We start from the raw sequence: 20,405 nt of genomic DNA on the forward strand, positions 1-20,405 counted from the left end.
GACGAGCTGTTCAACCCGGGCGGGTGTGTACGGGGTCCCCGGCGAAAAAAGTTTCGCTGGGGCAAAGTATGCAATACCCACGAAAAAAAGGGGGGTATGCGAAGGGGGGACGCCCCCCTTGCCCGAACGAGCCGAGAAACGGTACGAGGTAAAGAAAGCTGGTTCAGTGTCGGAAAGGCACTTGAGCTCTCCCGAGAACTCCTCTCCCCCGCGATACGGCCCCCCCCAACGGCCCTCTCTGCCGTTGGCAGAGTAAGGAATGGGCCGTCGGTCCCCCCGTAGATCTCTTACCGCCAAGCCTGACGGCTTGTCGCCGAGATGACGCGGGGTTGTGGCGCCGGGATGACGATCCATTCTCCTTCTCCGCCGTGCGCCCCTTCTATGAAAGCTCCTCATAGCCCCAGCGATACGGCCCCCCCAATCCCTGCGGCATCGGTGCCCCCGTAGACCACCCCCAAAAAATCTGCGATTTTTCGGGGACCCCGGGATCTCTTACCGCCAAGCCTGACGGCTTGTCGCCGGGATGACGCGGGGTTGTGCCGCCGGGATGACGGGAATTGCAGCATTTTCCCGTTTCCGGCGCCAATGGCATTTTCCTTTTCCCGTCCCCCGGACGCAAAAAGAGCAGATCTCCCGCGGGAGATCTGCTCTTGATAATTGTCCGTATTGTCCGTCAGCTCTTTTTCCTGTTGAGATACACGTCCATCCACACGGCCAGCACCAGGGCTGCGCCGCGGGCGATGTATTTGGTCTCGGGGCTGACTGCCAGCAGGGTCATGCCGTTCAGCAGGGAGGCCATGATCAATGCGCCGAAGAGGACTCCCACCACGGTGCCGCGGCCGCCCATGAGGCTGGTGCCGCCGATGACGCAGGCGGCGATGGCGTCCATTTCCATCAGGTCGCCCACGGTGGTGGTGGAGGCGCCGGCGTAGGCGGTCTGCATCAGACCTGTGAGGGCCACTATGAAGCCCAGCAGGGCAAAGGCTCCTATGACCACCTTGTCCACGTTGATGCCCGACAGCCGGGCCGCTTCTTCATTGCCGCCCACTGCGTAGAGATACCTGCCGAAGCGGGTCTTTTTGGTGATGACGCTCACCATCAGGGCCACGGCGCCCAGTATCAGCAGACAGAGGGGGATGCCTCTGAAGTTGTTGAGGGTGACTATGAGCAGCAGCACTATCTGTATGGCGATGATGGTTTTCAGCCAGAAGACCTCGGGCAGATCCACCTCAAAGCCGTATTTGATCTTGCTCTTTCTGGAAGAGATGTTGACTATCAGTATGCCCGCCGCCACTATGGCAAATATCACAAAGCCGATCCAGGGGGCCAGGAAGTAGGTGGTCAGGAACGAATAGATGTTGGGCACGTTGCCCTTCATCACGGGCACGGTGGCGTTTTTGATCACCAGCCAAAAGAGGCCCTTGAATACCAGCATGCCGCCCAGGGTGATGATAAAGGGAGGCATGTTCTGCTTGACGATCAGGAGGCCCATCAGCCACCACAGTATCAGCGCCACCACTATGGCGCACAGCATGGCGACCATGGCCGGCACGTCATGATGGAACACCATCACCGCCGCGATGCCGCCTATGAGACCCACGCCGCTGCCCACGGACAGATCGATCTTGCCCGGTATCAGCACCAGCAGCATGCCCAGGGCCAGGGTGGCTGTAATGGACACCTCGATGGCCAGCATGGACAGGTTGCGGGGGCCCAAAAAGAGAGAGTTCCTGACGCTGAAGAACGCCCATATGAGTATGAGGGCTATCAACATGGAAAAGTCTCTGAATTTCAGTTGTTTTGTCATGATAAAAAACCTCTTTATTTGCTGAACTTGATGGCTGCGGTCATCAGCTCTTCCTGGGTGGCGTCTTTACCAAAGACGCCCCCGATCTCGCCCTCGGACAATACTATGATGCGGTCGCTCATGCCCATCAGCTCCGGCAGCTCGCCGGATATCATGAGCACGGCCTTGCCCTGCGCCGTGAGCGCGTTCATGATCTCGTATATCTCGTGCTTGGCTCCCACGTCGATGCCGCGGGTGGGCTCGTCGAATATGATGATGTCAAAGTCAGCCATGAGGGCCTTGCCCAGCACTATCTTTTGCTGATTGCCGCCGGAGAGCTCGCCCACGTATTGTTCGATGCCCTTTGCCTTCACGTTCAGCTCGTCAAAATGCTTCTTTTCCTCCACTATCTCCAGGTCCTCGTTGACAAAGCCCTTGTCGGAAAACCTGTCCAGGCTGGAGAGGGACATATTGAAGCCGATGGTGTTGTCCAGCACGAGCCCGTAGCGTTTGCGGTCCTCGGTGAGGAGCACCATGCCTTCCCTGATGGCGTCTCCGGGGGTTTGGATGCGGACCTCCTTGCCGTGTATCTTCACCCGGCCGGCGGTCCTGTGTCCGAAGGCGCCGAAGAGGTGCATCACCAGCTCGGTCCTGCCGGCGCCCATGAGGCCGCCCAGACCCAGGACCTCGCCCTTTTTCAGGTCAAAGCTGATGTCCCTGAGGATCTGCTTGCCGCTCTGTTCGTCCTCCACGGAGAGGCCTTCCACCGAGAGGACGGTCTCGCCTATCTGCGACGAGCGCCCCGGGAAGATGTCGGTGATCTCCCGGCCCACCATCAGGCTGATGATCTCGCTCGTGTTGGTGTCGCCGATGTCCATGGTCTTGATGGTCTTGCCGTCCCGGAGCACCGTGACTCTGTCGCATATCTCAAATATCTCGTCCAGCTTGTGGGAGATATACACGCAGCTCACCTTTTGCTCCCGGAGCCCCCGCAGGATCTCCATGAGCACCTTGACCTCGGCTTCGGTAAGGGCGGCGGAGGGCTCGTCCAGCAGCAGTATGCGGGAGTTCTTCGAGAGAGCCTTGGCTATCTCCACCAGCTGCTGCTTGCCTACTCCCAGATCCCCTACCAGGGCTTCGGCCTTCAGGTCCAGATTGAAGCGGCCCAGCAGGTCGGCGGTCTCCCGGTACATGACGTCCGAGTTGATCAGTCCGGACTGCACCGGCTCTTCGCCCAGGAATATGTTTTCCGCTATGCTCAGCTCGTTGACCAGCGACAGCTCCTGATAGATGACGGCCAGCCCCGCTTTTCTGCTCTCCGATATGTCGGCAAAGGAGCAGGGGACGCCGCGGAGCAGTATCTGACCCTCATAGGAGGGATACACGCCGGAAATGCATTTCAGCAGTGTGGATTTGCCTGCGCCGTTTTCGCCGCACAGGCCGTGGATCTCTCCTTCCTTCAGATCAAAGTTTACCTTGTCCAGTACGGTGACCTCCCCGAAGATCTTGGTGAGATCCCGTATCTCAAGGATCTTATCCGGAGCTGACATTATTCCTTACCGTAAACCTGTTCTCTGGTGAACATGCCTTCGTCTATGACCATGTCTATGTTGTCCTTGTCCACGGCTATGACGTCGCTGTATTTGGCGGGCACGTCTTTCTTGCCGTTGTTGACCTTGTCGTCAGCCTTGATCTCTTTGCCGTTGAGTATGTCCACTGCGCAGTCGATGGCTGCGGAGGCCAGCTTTTTGAGGGGCTTGTATATGGTCATGGACTGGGTGCCGCCCAGTATGCGCTGCAGGGCTACCAGCTCGGCGTCCTGTCCGGTGACTATCTTCTTGCCGGCGTAGCCCTCTGCCTTCAGAGCCTGGATGGCGCCCTGGGCAGTGCCGTCGTTGGAGGCCAGTATGCCGTCAAAGCCGTCACGCACCTTGGTGATGGCTGCGTTGGTGATCTTGGTGGCCTGGGCGGGATCCCAGTTGGTGGCCCAGTCTTCGTGGACTACCTTGATGTCGCCGCTTTCGATGTAGGGCTTCAGCACGGAGTCCTGACCTTCCTTGAAGGTCTTGGCGTTGTTGTCCACGGGGGAGCCGTAAATGCGGATGATGTTGCCCTTGCCGCCGATCTTGTCCACCAGATACTGAGCCTGGACCTCGCCCACCTTGAAGTTGTCAAAGGTGATATACAGATCCAGATCGCAGTCCTGTATGAGGCGGTCGTAGGCTATCACGGGGATGCCGGCAGCTTTTGCCTCGTTGACGGCTTTGGTCATGGCAGTGCCGTTGTGGGGAACTATGATGATGAGGTCCACGTCGCGGGTGATGAGGCCCTGCACGTCCTGGACCTGCCTGGTGTCGTCGCTGTTGGCCGTCTGGATGACCAGATCGATGCCCAGCTCCTTGGCGCGCTCTTCCATGGCTGCCTTGTCTATCTGCCAGCGCTGCTCCTTCAGGGTGTCAAGGGAGACGCCGATGGTATAATGGTGCTCCTGCAGCGGCTGGTTGCTGATGATGGGAGCCGGATTCTGGGCGGTGCCGGAGACTACGCCGGCGCCCTTGGCAAAGCTGAGGCCTATGATGACGCTGAGAATAAGTGAAATTACGGTGAGCGGAACTACTACCTTCATTTTTGTACTCCTCGTAGGATGATATCAATATAATTATAGCACACGCGGGGGATATATGTCACACATCGGAAGCTTTTTCAGCAAAGAGAGGGGCCCGGAGGGCAAAAAAATAGCTCCCGCCATTGCGAAAGCATCTGTGGTGGCCCCACTCGGATTCGAACCAAGAACCCAGCGGTTATGAGCCGCTTGCTCTGCCATTGAGCTATGGGGCCGTACAATACTTAGTATATCACAAGCCGCCCGAAAAAGCAATACGCGCCGCAAAAAAGATTTGCCCTGCCTACTGCCGGCCGCGGGCGGCCCTGTCTGCAAAATAGCGGCCCGTCATGGCGAGGCACAGGAGGGAGATCAGTGCGGAAAAGGCTATCTCCCTGCGGGGGCGCAGCCGGTTTTCTTCGGCATAGAGGGGGATGCGCCTGTCGTAGCCGGGAGCGGTGACTCTGACCCAGGCGGCCCTGTCTCCCCGGCGCACCGGGTATTTGGGGTCGTAGCCCAGGGTCACGGTGTATTTTTCGCCCCCGGTCAGCAGCACGTCCGTGTTGTTGCGGGAGGCAAAGGCTATGCCGTCAAAGTCCTTGCCCGACCGGAAGACCTCTCCCTTTTTCACGGCTCTCTGCAGGCGATAGTCTGTCAGTATGCGGTTCATCTCCGCCGCCGCCAGACGGTAGGCCTTGCCCTTGTTCGAGTGGAGGATGGCGCAGTACAGGACGTGGTCCCCGAGGCGGGCCGCCCCCACAAAGCAGGAGCCCGCGCCCGTAGTGGTGCCGGTCTTGACGCCCAGGGCTCCGGGCACCGATTCGAGGAAGGGGCGAAAGGTGCTCTCTATCTGCCGACGGCTGCCCTGCACGGTGATCTCGTCCCGGCTTTGGCCCACGAGCTCCCTGAGCTCCCTGTTTCGCAGCACCTCCTCGGCCAGGGTGATCAGGTCCGCGCAGCTGCTGCGGTGGCCGGGAGCGTCCAGCCCGTGGGTGTTTTGGTATTCCGTGTCGGTCATGCCCAGCTTCCGGGCCCGGGCGTTCATCTCGTCCACAAAGCCGTCGTAGTCCCATTTGTTGCCTATGGCCTGGGCGATCTCGTTGGCGGAGCACAGGAGCATGGCTGAGAGGGCGTCCCGGCGGGACAGCTCTGTGCCGGGGACAAAGGACATGCAGGGATACGTGCCTGCCATATCCCGGGAGGTCACCTGCAGGCTGTCCCAGTCCCTGTCCGCGGCCACCAGCGCGGTCATCAGCTTGGTGGTGCTGGCCATGGGCAGAGGCTTGCGGGGAGCCTCGGCGCTGATGACCTGGCCCGTGTCCAGCCGGAACAGGCTGGCCCGGGCGGGAGTGTCTCCCCGGGCGGCGTCTCCCCACAGGCAGACGAGAGCCAGGGTCAGGATCAGCGCTGAGCGCAGCCTGCTCACCATATCAGCTCTCCGTTTTCGGCTCCGGTGGGCACCAGGGTGATGCATTCGTTGACGGGGCAGTCTCTGAGGGTGGATATCTCCAGATAATTGCCGGTGTAGCCTCTCAGGCGTCCCTGTTTGTCCCGGGTCTCGAATATGACCTGCTGGGGCAGGGACGCATTTTTGTCGGCAAAGGCCTGCTTCATCTCTCCGGCTATGACCGACAGGGCCCTGGCCCGGCGCTTTTTGGTCTGCTGTTCTATCTGTCCCGGCATGCCATAGGCCCGGGTGCCCCGGCGGGGGGAGTAGCGGAATATGTGCATGCGCGAAAAGCCCATGGACCTGATAAAGCCGCAGCTTTCGTCAAAGAGCTCCTCTGTCTCCCCGGGAAAGCCCACTATCACGTCGGTGGTGAGGCCTATATTGTCCACTCTGCTCCGCACCCTGTCTGTGAGGGCGGCGTATTCCCGGGGGGTGTAGGGCCGGTTCATGGCCTTCAGCACCGCCGCGCTGCCGCTTTGGAGGGGTATGTGCAGATGGGGGGCCATGCGGGGGTCGTCAAAGAGCTCCAGCAGGGCCGGAGTGATCTCCCAGGCCTCTATGGAGCTGAGGCGTATCCTCTGTATGGGGGTGTCCGCGAGCAGCTTGGCTATAAGGGCGTCCAGGCCGCCCTCGGGGGACCGGTAGGAGCCCAGCCTGATGCCCGTGAGCACTATCTCTCTGAAGCCCTGCTCCGCCAGCCGGCAGACCTCTTCCGTCACCTCTGCCGGCCCGGGGCAGACAAAGCGGTTGCGCAGATAGGGGATGATGCAGTAGGAGCAAAACTGGTCGCAGCCCTCCTGCACCTTCACCACCGCCCGGGTCCTCTCCCGCAGCTCCGGGACGCAGGACCTGGGGACTATGGGAAAGCGCTCCATGATGAGGGCGGGGATGTGTTCCTTGTCCTCCATGGACACTGCCAGGTCGTAGGGCAGACCCTTGCACAGGCCGGCGGAGCAGCCGGTGATGACCACGAAGGCCCCGGGCTGCAGCCCTCTTGCCTTGCGGATGGCTGCCCGGGTCTTGCTGACGGCGTCGCCTGTGACGGCGCAGGTGTTGATGATGCAGATATCAAAGGCCTCATCTTCGCGGGCGGTCAGATAGCCCACGCTTTCCAGCGCGGTCCGTATCTTTTCGGTCTCGTATTGATTGACCTTGCAGCCCAGAGTGTGATACCATATTTTCATGTGTGTGTATTCCGATAAAGTGCAGTCGGCCGGGTCCCGTCCCCCTGCGCGGGGAGGCCGGTCCCACGGGGCCCCTTATACTATATTTTATTATAGCATGCAGGTCCCAAAAAGGCAAAGGAGCCTGCCGGTCAGTGCCGGGGGCAGAGATACAGGTCGCAGCGCACGTCCCGGCGCTCCGGGTCCCGCAGCAGGGTGTATACCCTGAGCTCTTTGCCCGACATATCCCGGGAGAGGGGCAGATAGCAGGTGTAGTTCCTGTCCCGGGTCATGACTATGTGTTCCCACACGTTGGAGCGATAGGCGGGGGCCCGGTCCGGGAAGGAGAGCAGCCTGCCCTCCAGCTCCGCCACGCACCAGGCGTCTTCGGCGCCGTGCTCCCCTTCTATGGCCGCGGAGATATAGTCTCCGTCCTTCACCTCGGGCAGGGTGACGGCGCACGAGAGACATGCGCCCACAGTGTCCGGCTCAAAGGGGGCCTGCAGGTTGTTGACCCGGGGGCGGAGAGGGGCTGCTTCCCGGCCGTCCTTCAGGACTCTGATGGCGTAGATCCTGTCCATGGGGCAGGGCAGACGGAAGTAGCGCAGCCGGCTGTCCCCCAGCGGGTAGCGGGCGCTGACCAGCCTGCCCTCCGCCTGATAGATGTCATGGATGGAAAACCGCACCACTGGGGCGGAAAAGCTCCGGCGCAGGACCGTCTTTTCCACGGCGCCCGTGTCGGTCCAGCGCAAAAGGTCCGCGGAGGAGGAGCCGACGGGCGTGTAGATCTGCTCCGCCACCTCGGCAGTGGGGGAGGCGGTCTCAAAACAGACTATCTCCAGGGCGTCCGCGTCCATCACGCCCCCCAGGTCCACCCGCAGGCAGCCGCCCCGGATGCGGAGGCCGCCGCAGAGGGTCTGGGACTGGGCGTCAAAAAAGGTGTCCGGCCGGCCGTCAAAGGCCCATGCGCCCTCGCAGCCTCTGGCTCTGTAGGTCGCCTGGGCAAAAAAGGCTTCCCGGGCGGCCCGGACCTGGGGCACGGAGGTGGGGCCGGACCTGCGCAGCTCCCGGCTTTCCAGAGAGTCGTTGTCTATGCCGAACTGAGCCGCTTCGTAGAGCTGCTCCCGGCGCCGCAGCTCCCCGGGGGCAGGCCGGGAGGTGCCCAGCATCACCGGCGCGAATTCGCGCCTGTCCGCGGGGCCGGCGGTCATATAGGGCTCGGCCAGGCCCTTGTCCCACACCCGGACAGAGCCGCCGGGGGTACAGACAACGCGGACCTCCAGGGGAAGGCCCCGTTCGTCCTCCCGCAGGGTCTCGTATTCGCAATTGTCCAAAAAGGGGTCTGCCTCGGCGGCTGCGGATATCTCAAACAGGTGGGCTCTGTGGGGCATGAGGGTGACCCGGGCAGTGTCGCCCCAGGCATAGCGGCCTATGAGCTTTTCGGTGGGGTGGCGCTGCACCAGCACCAGTTCCGCATCCGTGGGGGCGATGCCGGTCCGGCCGTCCAGCCCCAGCCCGATCTCCTGCAGGCTCCAGGTGTTGTTGCCGGTGGTGACGAATCTGTGAGTGGCCGAGCCTCTGGAGACGGCGTTGGGGCCGCAGGAGGCCGGCAGTATCATCCCGTCCACCAGGATGGGCGCATAGCGCCTGTGGAGGTTGAACACCCGGGCCAGCCGGGGATATTCGTCGTCTCTCATGAACCAGGGGTTCCCGTAGATCTCGGGAGCCAGTATCATGCATCTGCCAAAGGCCTGATAGATGAGGTCGTCCTCAAAATAGGCCACCGAGGAAGAGATGCACACGCCGTGGTCTTCGGCCAGGCGTTCCAGCTGCGGGGGCTCGCTGTCGTCGATGGGCAGGCCCCGGTCAAAGATGAAGCCCCGGTGGTGCATGCAGGTGCGTTCGTTGCCGCTGAACACGTCCACGTAGGTCTCGGCGCCCTGCCAGAGGAAGGTGGTCACGTATTTCTCGGCCTCATAGAGGTCCAGACGGTGGTTCAGCACTATGAGGTCGGGGCTGTATTTCCGGCATTCCCTGAGCATCCGGGCATACACCGGCGCCTTTTCGGGCCGGAGACCGCCGCATACGCCGTCCACCTTGAACAGGGCGAAATGCCACCGGCGGCACAGGTCCGTCATGAAGTCGTAGCGCTTTTTTTCCGCTTCGGGGGTGTCCCCAAAGCCGTCCGGGCTGCCCCACAGGCCCATGCGGATACCCAGGGAGGCCGCCTTTTCCGCTATGGGGGCGTAGCCCCGGGGATACTGCCTGCGGAACTTGGCGCCCTCCGGGTCGCCGTAGCCCATGCCCGCTCCGTCAAAATTGCCCGCATCCCAGGCGTATATCCCGATCTGCATGCCATAGGTCTTTTTCAGCCACTCAAAGAAGGCCAGGTTGACCAGGGTCTGCTGTTCGCAGGAGCCTTCGTTGGTGCTGTTTATCCACGAAAAATACTGAGGGACCGACGGCGTCCGCTGATCGGCGCCTGCGTCGGCTGCGTTTTTGTGTACCATGTGAGGACGTCCTTTCCCCGGAGGGGTATTTCAAAAAACACCCCCATGGGGATGGGGGTGCGGTCATTCTGTGCGGCGGGCTCAGCCGTTTTGCTTTTCGAATTCGTTCATGAAGTCTGCCAGAGCCTGCACGCTGGCCTTGGGCACGGCGTTGTAGATGGAGGCCCTGATGCCTCCCACGGAGCGGTGGCCCTTGAGGCCTATCATGTTCTGCGCCTTGGCTTCGGCGATGAACTTCTTCTCCAGCTCCTCGGTCTCCAGTCTCCAGACCACGTTCATGATGCTGCGGCTCTCCTTGTCCATGACTGTCTTCCAGAAGTCGGAGCCGTCCAGCACGTTGTAGAGTATGGCGGCCTTTTCTTCGTTCAGCTTCTGCATGGCGGCGACGCCGCCCAGCTTCTCCACGTGCTCGCACACCAGCTTCAGGATATATATGCCCCAGGTGTTGGGGGTGTTGAACATGCTGGCGTTCTTGGCGTGAGTGGAGTATTTCAGCATGGTGCTCAGGTTCTCGGGAGCCCTCTCAATGAGGTCCTTGCGTATAATGACCAGGGCCAGTCCGGAGGGGCCTATGTTTTTCTGAGCGCCGGCGTATATCATTCCGAATTTATTTACGTCTATGACACGGGACATGATATCGGAGGACATATCCGCGATGAGGGGCGCGTCGCCGGTCTCGGGAAATTCGGTAAAGCGGATGCCGCCTATGGTCTCGTTGGAGCAGATATGCACGTATTCGGCATCGGGAGAGACCTTGATCTCGCAGGCCTTGGGAGTCCTCAGAAAGCCCTCGGGCTTGCCGTCCCATATGACGTTGGCCTTGCCCAGGAGCTGCGCTTCCTTCAAGGCCTTGGAGGCCCAGGCGCCGGTCACGATATAGTCGGCCTTTTTGCCTTCGCGGCACAGGTTCATGGGCACCATGCAGAACTGCAGGCTGGCGCCGCCCTGAAGGAACAGGACTTCATAATCGTCGGATACGCCCATCAGCCTGCGGACGGCTGCGTTGGCTTCGTTGTTGACCTGGTCGAACTCCTTGCCCCGGTGGCTCATCTCTATGACGGACATGCCGCTTCCCATAAAGTCGGTAAGCTCGGCCTGAGCCGTCTGCAGTACCTCCAGAGGAAGGGCCGCGGGACCTGCGTTAAAATTGTGTGCTCTGTTCATACGTAAAACCTCGGGATGATTTGTTTCCGTATTTATTATATCACATTCCCGCCCGCTTTTCCATACGGGAGAGGCCTTCCGGCCCCCGGGAGCCGGCCGGCGGCAGGCCCCCCGGGGACAAAAAAGCAGGCTCCGGGGAGGAGCCTGCGTTGCGCGCGAATATATTACGCGTCCAGCTCGAAGGCCTTGTGCAGGATGCGCACGGCTTCCTTGACCCGGTCTTCCTCGATGAGACAGGTGATCCTGATCTCGCTGGTGGTGATGGCCAGTATGTTGATGCCTCTTTCGGCCAGGGCCGAGAACATGGTGGAGGCGTAGCCGGGCTGGCTCTCCATGCCGCTGCCCACGATGGATATCTTGGCCACGTTTTTGGTGACTATCACTCTGGCAGCGCCCATTTCCTGCTTGATGGCCTCGCTGATCTCGGCGGCCTTGTCGCAGTCGTCCTCGGAGACGGAAAAGCTGATGTCGGTCTTGCCGTTCTCGGCGATGTTCTGGACTATGATGTCCACGCTGATCTTGCCGTCGGTAAGGGATTTGAAGAGTTTGGCCGCTATGCCGGGCTGATCCGGAACTGCAGCCAGGGTGATCTTTGCAACGTCTGTATCATGAGCGATGCCCTTGACAGGGTTTCTGAGCTCCATATTATCGGTCTCCTTTTTTATTACAGTGCCCGGACACTCCTTCTGAGAGTGGGCCACAAGAATTTCCACGTCATATACCCAGCCCAGCTCCACGGCCCGGTTGTGCATGACTCTGGCGCCGTAGGTGGCCATCTCCAGCATTTCCTCATAGGAGATGGTGTCCAGCTTTTTGGCGTTGGGCTCGATGCGGGGGTCGCAGGTATATACGCCCTCAACGTCGGTAAATATCTCGCACACGCAGGGGTCCTCGGGGGTGTTGAGGGCCGCCGCTATGGCCACGGCCGTGGTGTCCGAGCCGCCTCTGCCCAGAGTGGTGATGTCGGCCCAGATGTTGTTGTCGGTGATGCCCTGAAAGCCTGCTACCACCACCACCTTGCCCTTGTCCAGCTCCTGGCGGAGCCGCTTGGTGTCTATCTTCTTGATGCGGGCCTTGGTGGCTATGTTTTCGGTGATGATGCCGGCCTGGGCCCCCGTAAAGGAGATGGCGTCGCAGCCCAGATTGTGCAGGGCCATGGTCAGAAGAGCGCTGGATATCTGCTCTCCGGAGGCCATGAGCTTGTCCATTTCCCTGGCGTCGGGCTTGGGGTTGATCTGCTTGGCGATGGCTATCAGGTCATCGGTGGTGTCGCCCATGGCGGAGATGACCACTATGACCTGAGCGTCCTGGGCTCTCTTGGCTACCCTTTGGGCAACTACTGCCATTTTTTCGGGAGTGGCTACCGAGCTGCCCCCGTATTTTTGAACTACTCTCAACGAATTTTACCTCTTATTGATGTTCCGTATATTATTATACCATTCCGCCGGTCAATATTCAATATCGGAAGACGGCCCGGGCCGGCAGGCATTCCGGGCGGCGGCGCGGGGGAGGCCGTTGGAAAAAAATACACACATGGAGTGGACTGCTGTATCAAAAGTGTGGTATAATAGTGCTGTAACAAGTATGCCATATACGAAAGGTGACAACATGAAGCTTGAAGATATCATCAAACAGCTGGCCATAGACAAGCACGGCAGCCTCCGGGCCTTTTGCGACAAGGAGCATCTGGAATATCAGACCATCAACAAGAGCCTGACCCGCAGCGTGCTCAGGTCTTCCTTTCAGAACACCATGAAGCTGTGCCGGGCTCTGGAGCTGGACCCCTACGAGCTGGTCAACGGGGTGGTGCGGAAGGCGAAGAAAAGCGCTCTCTCCGGCGAGGACAGAAGCCGCCTGGAAGCCATGCGCAAGGCTTCCCGCAGAGAAAAGGAGATAGTGGACTTCGTGCTGAAGCTGTCCGGGGCAGGGGACGCCGCGAAGACCCTGTCCGTGAGGCTCTTCGATATGGCCGTGTCCGCCGGTCCCGGCAACGAGCTGACGGAGGACTCCTATGAGCAGATCGACATATTATACAGGGCGGCCCTGCGCGGCGCCGACTTTTGTCTCACCGTCAAGGGCGACAGCATGGAGCCCAGATTTTCCGGAGGCGACATAGTGGCGGTGGAGGAGACCCCTTCTCTGAGCTATGGTGAGATAGGTGTGTTCGTGCTCAACGGCGAAGGCTATATCAAGGTGTATGACAGGGAGGGGCTGGTGAGCCTCAACCCGAAGTATGACGTCATCAAGCCCCGGGAAGGCGACGACTTCCGCACGGTGGGCCGGGTCCTGGGCAAGGCGGAGCAGGTCCGATAGAGGACGAGCCCTTTGTCCCCCGGCGGGCGACCATTTTTCCGCCGCTTTTTCGTATAATAGATATGGGCGTCAACGCCCCGAAAAAACAGAGTTCTAAAGGAGCTGTATATGAGATTTTTATGTGCATCGGATCTGCATCTGGGCAGATCGTCTTCGGTCCCCTCAAATCCCAAGGGGCTGGACCTGTCCGCCGCCGGCGCTCTGATGAGGCTGGCGGATAAGGCAAACAGAGAAAACGCAGACTGGCTGCTGCTGGCCGGCGATATTTGTGACAAAGGTGAGAACGAATATGCCGCGCAATTGATGCTGCAAAAGGCTATTGACAGGATGAGCTCAAACATCCGTATTGCCATGATATCCGGCAACCACGACGAAGATTCACTCGAGCGTATATGCGGCAGGCTGGCGAAAAACTATCCGGACAGAGTGTATTTTCTCAACGGCAAAATGGATATAGGTGAAGGCTTGTCTCTTTTGGGATATCCCTACAACTCAGTCGATCCCGAGGGTGTGAAGCAAAGACTGCTGAAGGAGTGCGACTCTTCCGCCATCGTGTTGTTTCACGGCGACCACAGAAGCGCCGCCGGCAAATACGGCGGACTGACCGATGACGAGCGCAGAGAGCTGGCAACCCGCTCCTATTTCACCGTGTGCGGCCACAATCACTATCCGGAAGAGGCTGAAAGGGGATTTATTAACTGCGGTTCGCCCCAGGCCCTGGACGCCTATGACGGAGGCGGCTCGGAGAAATGGCACGGAGCCTGGATGACGGAAAACGGCGAAAAAACAAGGTTTGTCCCCATATCCAACGTATGCTATGTGACTGTGGACGTGGATATCAAGGACGAGCCTTTTGATGCTTTTGAGGAGGCGGAAGAAGCGGTGCCGGAAGGCTTGTCTGAGTTTTACCTTGTGACGGACGTGAGGTTTACCGGCTGGGCGGATGACCTCAAGAAGACGTTTGTGAGCAGGAGTAGCTCTTTGGACCAACTACCAAATCATTTTAATGGATTAAACACTCTTGTCCGCAGCGTGGAAAACCTGTGCCTGCCCAAGCCGGAGCCGGGGGATTATTCGCCTGTCGGAGTCCTTTGGTCCCTGATCACAGATAGGGATCTGCCTGAAGGCTTTGCCTCCAGGGAAGATCTGCTGATGGAAGCGGACAAGCTGATCGACGAAATGACCGGCGCGGTCCTGAAAGAGTATGAAAAGGAGTTTTCGCCGGAAGAAAAGCGGGAGCTGGTCCGCGAGGCTGCCGTCGGTCTCCTGCAATCACTGATAATAGAGGAGGGCAAAAAATGAACAACTTACGAGAGATAGAATTTCAAAAGACCGGTTCGGAAAAGCAGACTATCGGCGACATAAAACAGATCAACCTGATAGGAGCCGAAAACGGCTGGGGCAAAAGCTCTGTCGCGGGTATTATTGACCACACGTTTTTTGGCGGCGAACGATCCGTCAATTATCTGGATTATTTTAGCGGGATAGTTAACGTCGGCGGTGTCGATACCCGTTTTTCCAATACAGAGCCCTTGGCGCTGGATGAGTGTGACAGCTCAAAATACCATTTTGACCTGTACGCGTTCGGCGCCGAAACTTCCGAGGCTTGCCGGAAGCAGTTTATGACCATAGCGCAGGGTGACGTGGCTCTGGAACCTCCCGACAAAGTCTCAAAGCTTACTCGCAATAACGACGAGATCAAGATCATAAACAGTAAAAAGACCGAGCTGAATGAATACAAGGACGTGGAAAGCGCTATCCGGCGTCTCGAAGAGAAAAAGGGACAAGTGGACGCAGCGATCGGAAAAATGAAGCGATTGCAGGCGGAGTCCAAAAGGCTGGCCTGCTGGGAGCGCTATTACGAAGCCAAGCAGGAGGCTGACGAAGCCCGGGAAAAAGCAGACGGATATTCAGACCATGTGCGCAGATTTCAGGATAAGGATTGGACCGAGGCTGTCAGGCTGTCAGGCGCAATAGATGAAAAAAACAAGGCTATAGAAAGTGGCGAAAATGAATTGTCAGCTATTGCAGTAAGCGACGATGTCGATTTTGACGCCATCGACAATCCCAAGGAGCGACTTGATGCTCTGGAAGTTCACGTAAACGGATATAAGCCTTCCGGGCATATAGACCAAGCGAAAGAGCGCGTAATGGAGGCTCTCGGCCAGATCCCGGAGCCGCTGAGAAAATATGCGGAGGGCATGGAAACAATAGACGACCCAAGGCTTAGCGCTATGGAACAAAAGACGCTGGCGGAGCGTGAATCGGCAGTGGACAAAAAAGTTAAAGGGACTCTCCTGAAGAATCTGCGCAGCGCAAAGAGCGGAGAGGCCGACCTGCCTGCAGATGGCAGATCTGTGTGGTCATACGTCGGTCTGATCGCGGTCATAGCAGGAATCGCCGCCGTTTGTCTGGGGTTTGTACCCCTCGGTATTGCTATGATCATTGCTGGAGTTGTCCTTTTGATCGTTTATCCTCTCTCAAAAGACACGAAGGCTCTGGCTGCCTATTATGAGCGCAAGAGACGGGATGATGTCGAGAAACTGGAGCTGCTCATTGAGTCGGATGAAAACAAGCGGGAGTTGTTGCTCAAAGACGGCTCAGCTGAGGGAGAATCTGCTATGAAGGAGTTTTATGTCCTCTCGGCAGTGTTGTACAACAAAGCCCTGGAGGAATACCGCAAGCTGCTGGAGGACAGAGAAAACCTGAAGGGCGTCATACTTGACGGGTTTGCCGTCTTCGGCAAAAAGCCGGAGGAGGCCGAGTTTGAGGTCTGCGCTAAAGCTCTTCAGGCAGGCTATAACAATTGGGATAAGCGCAGACAGCTGCGGCATGATATTGACACGGCAGCATCGGCGAGGGCAGAGCTTGAGAGTAAGCTGAATGCCATCTATGACAAATACGGCGTGGAGTCATCGGAGCAATTGGATCAGATAAAGCAGGTTCACCTTGACTATCTGGGAGACTGCAAAACTCTTGAAGACAAACAAAAAAACTGCCGGAAAGAATATGACAAATGCTCTGGTGACGATCCGGGAAGTCTTGACAATGCCAGGCTGTCCGATGAAGACGCAGAGTGGCTGGGGGAAGCAGAAAAAAACGAGGATATCAACAAGAGGACCAGCATTGAGATCGAAAACAAGATCAGGGATCTTAAGGCTCATTCCACCAGCAAGACACTTGAGGAGATCGACAAACAGCTGACGTTATTAAGGGATAATAAAGGAAAACCAAAAGCCGTGGGAGCCGTAAAACGGCTCCTTGTGTCCAGGCTGCAGGAGTATTACTCGGCAAAGGCCGAAAAGCTGCTGGAGCCGGCGTCTGACCTGTTTCGCAGGATCACCGGAGACGACACTGCTGAGATAGCTCTTAAAGACGGCCGTTTTCTTTTCAGACTGGAAGGCGTCCACAAGCCTTTTGAGGCCCTGTCCGGAGGTGCCAGGGCGCAGGCCATACTGGCCTACAGGCTGGCGCATATACAGGATGGTGAAGGAGAGAACAAAAATCCTCTCATATTTGACAACGCCTTAGGCGAGTGCGACGATGAAAAGACCCGGGCCCTCTGCAGGGCGGTGCTGGATATAGCCCGCAGCCAGGGCAGGCAGGTGTTTTATTTCACCTGCAAAAAGAACGAGTTTGAAGCCCTCAAGCGCTGCTTTGAGCAGAACGGCGCCGGGGAGCTGCTGCAGATCTACGACAGGTTCGGGAGCCGGGCCGGCTGACGGGAAGCATGGAGGCAGGGGAACGCTCAGGGCGTTCCCTTGTATTTTTTCACGGCCTTGGCGATGGCCTTTTGGCGGGGGGTCCCCTTCAGCTGCTGCCGGCGGAGATATCGCAGGGCTTCTCCCAGAGCCGGCCCCGGCTCTATGCCCAGGTCCATCAGCTCCCTGCCGTCTGCGTAAGGGACCGCGGTGAGCTCCCTGTATCTGGAGAGCAGCTGCCTCAGCCTGAGGTGGACAGCGTCAAAATCTCTGTCTATGAGGGTGGTCCGGGCGTCGCAAAGGGACAGCAGCAGCAGGTCCTCGGGGCAGAGAGCTTTGTCCAGCATGAGGAGTATATCCTCGTCGGAGCCGTCGCCTCCCAGCTTGTTGGGCAGCATGTGGAGCAGGGTCATGTTTGACACGTAGGCGGTCAGCTCCTTTTCGGAGGTGAGGGTCCGGAGAAACTCCCGGGCCGTCTCCGCGCCCTGTTTGGCGTGGCCCGGGGCGTGGACCCTGCCGTCCGGCTCCACTATGGTGGTCACTGCCTTGCCCAGGTCGTGGCACAGGGCCGCCGTCATAAAATAAAGGGGCCGGGAGGTCCTGTCCCTGCAGCCGGCCGCCCGGTCCACAACCGCCATGGTGTGCTCCCACACGTCTCCCTTATGATGGGCCGGGTTCTGGGGCACCCCGGAGAGAGCCTGGACGGGGGCGAACCATTGCTCCATAGCCCGGGTATCCTTCAGCGATTCAAAAAACACCGACGGCCTGCCGGTCTTCAGGGCCAGGGACAGCTCCCCCATGACCCTTTCCCGGGGAAGGGCGCCCGTGTCAACGGTCCGGGCGTATTCCGCCGTTTCCGGGGCTATGTCAAAGCTCAGCTGCGCGGCAAACCGGCCTGTCCTGAACACCCTGAGAGGGTCCTCCGTGAGCGAGGAGCCTATATGCCTGATGATCCCCTTGTCCAGGTCCGCCTGTCCCCCGAAAAAGTCCAGGAGCTCTCCCGTGAGCACGTCCTCCATAAGGGCGTTCACTGTGAAGTCTCTTCTGGCAGCTGCGGCCCGGGGGCCTCCCCGGGGGGAGATGGGCAGGCTGATATCCAGCGCCATGCCGGGCAGGGTGAATATCTCAAAGCCCTTGCCTGCCGTTTTTACCGGTCCCAGCCGCGACAGCAGGCTGCCGGCAGTCTCTCTGTCTATGCCGTGCAGCTCTATGTCCGTGTCCTTGGGCTCCTGCCCCAGCAGTCTGTCCCGGACGCAGCCGCCCACGTAATAAGCGGCGCCGCCCCGTTCAGCGACGAGGGACGCGATGGTCCGGGCGGCGGCGATAGCGTTGTCGTTCATAGGTATTATTATAGCCTTTTTTGCTGTCTGAGTCAAGAAAAAGAGCCCCTTGCGGGGGGCTCTTTTCTTGATGCTTCTTTTAGAAGTTCACTGTCAGCTGACCGCCGACGATGTGGCTCTTCTGGACGAAAGCGGCGTCCTTCCAGTACTGATAGAGTACCTTGATCTTGGCGTTGGGGCCCACCTTGCGGTTCCAGCCCAGGGTGGCGCAGTCGATGGTGCGCTTAAAGGGGATGATGAGCGTAGTTGAGGTGAGCTTGCCCTTCTCGTATTCGGCGTAGATGTTGTCAAGTTCGGTCAGATCATATTCGATACCGGCCTTGAAGTACTTGACGTCGCTGAATGCGGAACCGAGGACAGTGTCGTCTTCCTCATACTTCTGATAGTTGCCGTACACTCTGAAAGCGTCGGTGAAGCGATAGCTGACGTCGCCGTAGAAGCCCTTGTAGTTGTCACCCTTGGTGTCAAAGAGACAGGTCAGGTTGTTGGCGGTGAACACGTTGTAGCCGGTTTCCACCGTTCTGTAGCCTACACCGGCAGCCAGCTTGTCGTTGTCAAAGCCCAGCTTGGCATCCCATGCGGCAGCCTTGGAGAAGCCCTTGTTGGGCTTGGCTACGAAGTAGCCGCCGTCCACGTAGAGCTGGCCGAAGGGCACGTACAGGGTACCGCCGTAAACGTCACCCTTGTCGGGAGAGAAGGGTATCTTGTTCTCGGCGCCCATCTTGCCGTAGAGAGCAGTCAGGCGGCCGTCGCCGAAGTTGAAGCCCAGCTGCACGCCTCCGAAGCCGGTCACCTTTTCGGGAGTGCCGGTGAAGAGGTCAACAAACTTGGGGTTGGCATAGTCGTTCCAGTCATAGACAGGGCGGACACCCCATACTCTGGCGTCAAAGGAGCCAAAGCTCTTGGTGTAGTCAAAGCCCTCAACGTCCAGATTGCCGGCGTCCAGTCTGTCGATACCGAAGTAGGAGCTGTCGCCCGCTCTCTTGAACAGGAACTTGTTGATCTGGAAAGGCATGCGGCCTACTCTGATGTCGCCCCAGGTCTCGTCGGTGGAAGCGGCATACATATAGTAGGGCACTATGTCGCTCATGGTGTCCTGAGGAGCTTCGCCGTTGAACAGGCTGTCCATCCAGTCGCCCATGACCAGAGTGGTGTACACGTTGACGTGATCATTCACTCTGCCCTTGACGTCCAGCTGAATGTCCTTGTAGAAGGACTGATGTCTCTTGAACAGCTTGGTGATGAGGGGCATACCGTCATAGTCGAAGCCTTCGTCGCCGGAGATCACGGACTCGATCATGAAGTTGGCGATACCGTTGATCTTGATGCGGGCCTGCTCGTCTTCCAGAGCGGCCACGCGGCTCTTCAGAGCGGCCACGTCGGCCTTCAGCACGTTGACGTCCACGCCCAGAGCAGCCAGCTCAGGCTGGAACTCGTCCACCAGAGCCTTGATCTTGTTCAGGGCGTCGGCGGTGGCCAGACCGGACAGGTCGGCGTCGGTGCCGGGGACATAGTCGTCCTTCAGCATATACTTGTCGAGATCGGACTTCTTTACAAAGCCGGTCACGTCGGGAGCGTCCACGCCGAAGAAGGGCAGCAGACGGGAAAGGACCATGGCAAACTCGTAGCGGGTCAGAGTCCTCTTGCCCTTGAACTCGCCGTCGGGGTAACCGATCACGAGGCCCAGGGATTCCAGCTCGCTGACAGCGTCATAGGCCCAATGGTCTCTGGGAACATCGGCGAATGTGCTCTGCGCGAACATAGGGGCGGCCAAAGCAAATACTACGGCCAGTACCATAAATAACTTTTTCATTTTTATCCTCTTGAGTTTTTCGGGGCCGTTGTCAAGAGAAGTCAGTATCCATGTTGCCTGCATACTCTCTTAAACAGCCTTGTGGATCATAAAACAAAGCGGCTTGACCATAGGCACTCACAGCGTACTCAAGAATGTGTCACCTCCTTTGGGGCTGCGCCTGTTGAGGTCATACCATATTATATTATAATACCCAAAAAACGATTTTGTCAAACTATTTTTGTTTTGCCGCCGCGGACGAGCGGGAGCTCCGCCGTTTGTCCCCTTCAACATCAGACGTCATCCCGGCGCCTGCGCCCCGATCCCGCGTCATCCCGGCGCCCGCGCCACAACCCGCGTCATCTCGGCGGCTGCGCCACGATCCCGCGTCATCTCGGCGACAAGCCGTCAGGCTTGGCGGTAAGAGATCCCGGGGTCCCCGAAAAATCGCAGATTTTTTGGGGTGGTTTGCGGGGGCACCGACGGCCTTTGGCCGTTGGGGGGGCCGTATAAGCGGGACACGGACGATCCCGACCTTTGTCCGTTGGGGGTCCACGCGGCTGAGAGGAGATCATCTCTGTCCC

General features: G+C 58.8%; 13 protein-coding genes and 1 tRNA gene. 3 read left to right on the forward strand and 11 right to left on the reverse strand.

The window, feature by feature from the left end:
• Window positions 1–673: 673 nt before the first annotated feature.
• From IK083_05645 to IK083_05685, 9 genes are all read right to left on the reverse strand, one after another.
• Window positions 674–1,807 (reverse strand): ATPase, encoded by a 1,134-nt coding sequence (locus tag IK083_05645; protein MBR4749036.1) that lies wholly within the window; start codon window positions 1,805–1,807, stop codon window positions 674–676.
• Between the two features lie 14 nt (window positions 1,808–1,821).
• Window positions 1,822–3,336, reverse strand: a complete 1,515-nt coding sequence (locus IK083_05650; GenBank protein MBR4749037.1) for a sugar ABC transporter ATP-binding protein — start codon at window positions 3,334–3,336, stop codon at window positions 1,822–1,824.
• Entirely contained in the window at window positions 3,336–4,412 is a 1,077-nt protein-coding gene (locus IK083_05655; GenBank protein MBR4749038.1) for a substrate-binding domain-containing protein, read from the reverse strand. The genes IK083_05650 and IK083_05655 overlap by 1 nt, the downstream gene beginning before the upstream one ends.
• Window positions 4,413–4,549: 137 nt before the next feature.
• A tRNA-Ile gene (locus IK083_05660) sits at window positions 4,550–4,624 on the reverse strand.
• Window positions 4,625–4,692: 68 nt separating this feature from the next.
• A complete protein-coding gene (locus tag IK083_05665) occupies window positions 4,693–5,817 on the reverse strand; it encodes a D-alanyl-D-alanine carboxypeptidase (GenBank protein ID MBR4749039.1) in 1,125 nt (374 codons plus the stop codon).
• Window positions 5,811–7,022 (reverse strand): tRNA (N(6)-L-threonylcarbamoyladenosine(37)-C(2))-methylthiotransferase MtaB, encoded by a 1,212-nt coding sequence (mtaB, locus tag IK083_05670; protein MBR4749040.1) that lies wholly within the window; start codon window positions 7,020–7,022, stop codon window positions 5,811–5,813. Before mtaB ends, IK083_05665 begins: the two co-directional genes overlap by 7 nt.
• A gap of 131 nt (window positions 7,023–7,153) precedes the next feature.
• Window positions 7,154–9,511, reverse strand: a complete 2,358-nt coding sequence (locus IK083_05675) for a hypothetical protein (protein ID MBR4749041.1) — start codon at window positions 9,509–9,511, stop codon at window positions 7,154–7,156.
• A gap of 81 nt (window positions 9,512–9,592) precedes the next feature.
• Window positions 9,593–10,675 (reverse strand): 3-phosphoserine/phosphohydroxythreonine transaminase, encoded by a 1,083-nt coding sequence (gene serC, locus IK083_05680; GenBank protein ID MBR4749042.1) that lies wholly within the window; start codon window positions 10,673–10,675, stop codon window positions 9,593–9,595.
• Window positions 10,676–10,839: 164 nt separating this feature from the next.
• Window positions 10,840–12,072: an aspartate kinase gene (locus tag IK083_05685; protein ID MBR4749043.1), complete on the reverse strand. Its 1,233-nt coding sequence runs from the start codon at window positions 12,070–12,072 to the stop codon at window positions 10,840–10,842.
• Window positions 12,073–12,283: 211 nt separating this feature from the next.
• Between IK083_05685 and IK083_05690 the strand changes: the two genes are divergently transcribed.
• The 3 genes from IK083_05690 (at window position 12,284) to IK083_05700 (ending at window position 16,710) form a co-directional block, all read left to right on the forward strand.
• Window positions 12,284–12,988, forward strand: coding sequence for a S24 family peptidase (locus IK083_05690; protein MBR4749044.1), 705 nt, complete (start codon window positions 12,284–12,286; stop codon window positions 12,986–12,988).
• A gap of 108 nt (window positions 12,989–13,096) precedes the next feature.
• Complete coding sequence (locus IK083_05695; GenBank protein ID MBR4749045.1) at window positions 13,097–14,290, forward strand: metallophosphoesterase family protein; 1,194 nt, start codon at window positions 13,097–13,099, stop codon at window positions 14,288–14,290.
• Between the two features lie 617 nt (window positions 14,291–14,907).
• Complete coding sequence (locus IK083_05700; protein ID MBR4749046.1) at window positions 14,908–16,710, forward strand: hypothetical protein; 1,803 nt, start codon at window positions 14,908–14,910, stop codon at window positions 16,708–16,710.
• A 26-nt stretch (window positions 16,711–16,736) separates the two neighbouring features.
• Here IK083_05700 and IK083_05705 read toward each other — a convergent pair whose 3' ends face one another.
• Window positions 16,737–18,029, reverse strand: coding sequence for a CCA tRNA nucleotidyltransferase (locus IK083_05705; GenBank protein MBR4749047.1), 1,293 nt, complete (start codon window positions 18,027–18,029; stop codon window positions 16,737–16,739).
• 79 nt (window positions 18,030–18,108) lie between these two features.
• The gene (locus IK083_05710) at window positions 18,109–19,842 is read right to left on the reverse strand and encodes an S-layer homology domain-containing protein (protein ID MBR4749048.1); all 1,734 of its coding nucleotides are present in this window, start codon (window positions 19,840–19,842) and stop codon (window positions 18,109–18,111) included.
• Between the last annotated feature and the right edge of the window lie 563 nt (window positions 19,843–20,405).

This window comes from Abditibacteriota bacterium (assembly GCA_017552965.1).
Classification (GTDB): Bacteria; Armatimonadota; UBA5829; order UBA5829; family UBA5829; genus RGIG7931.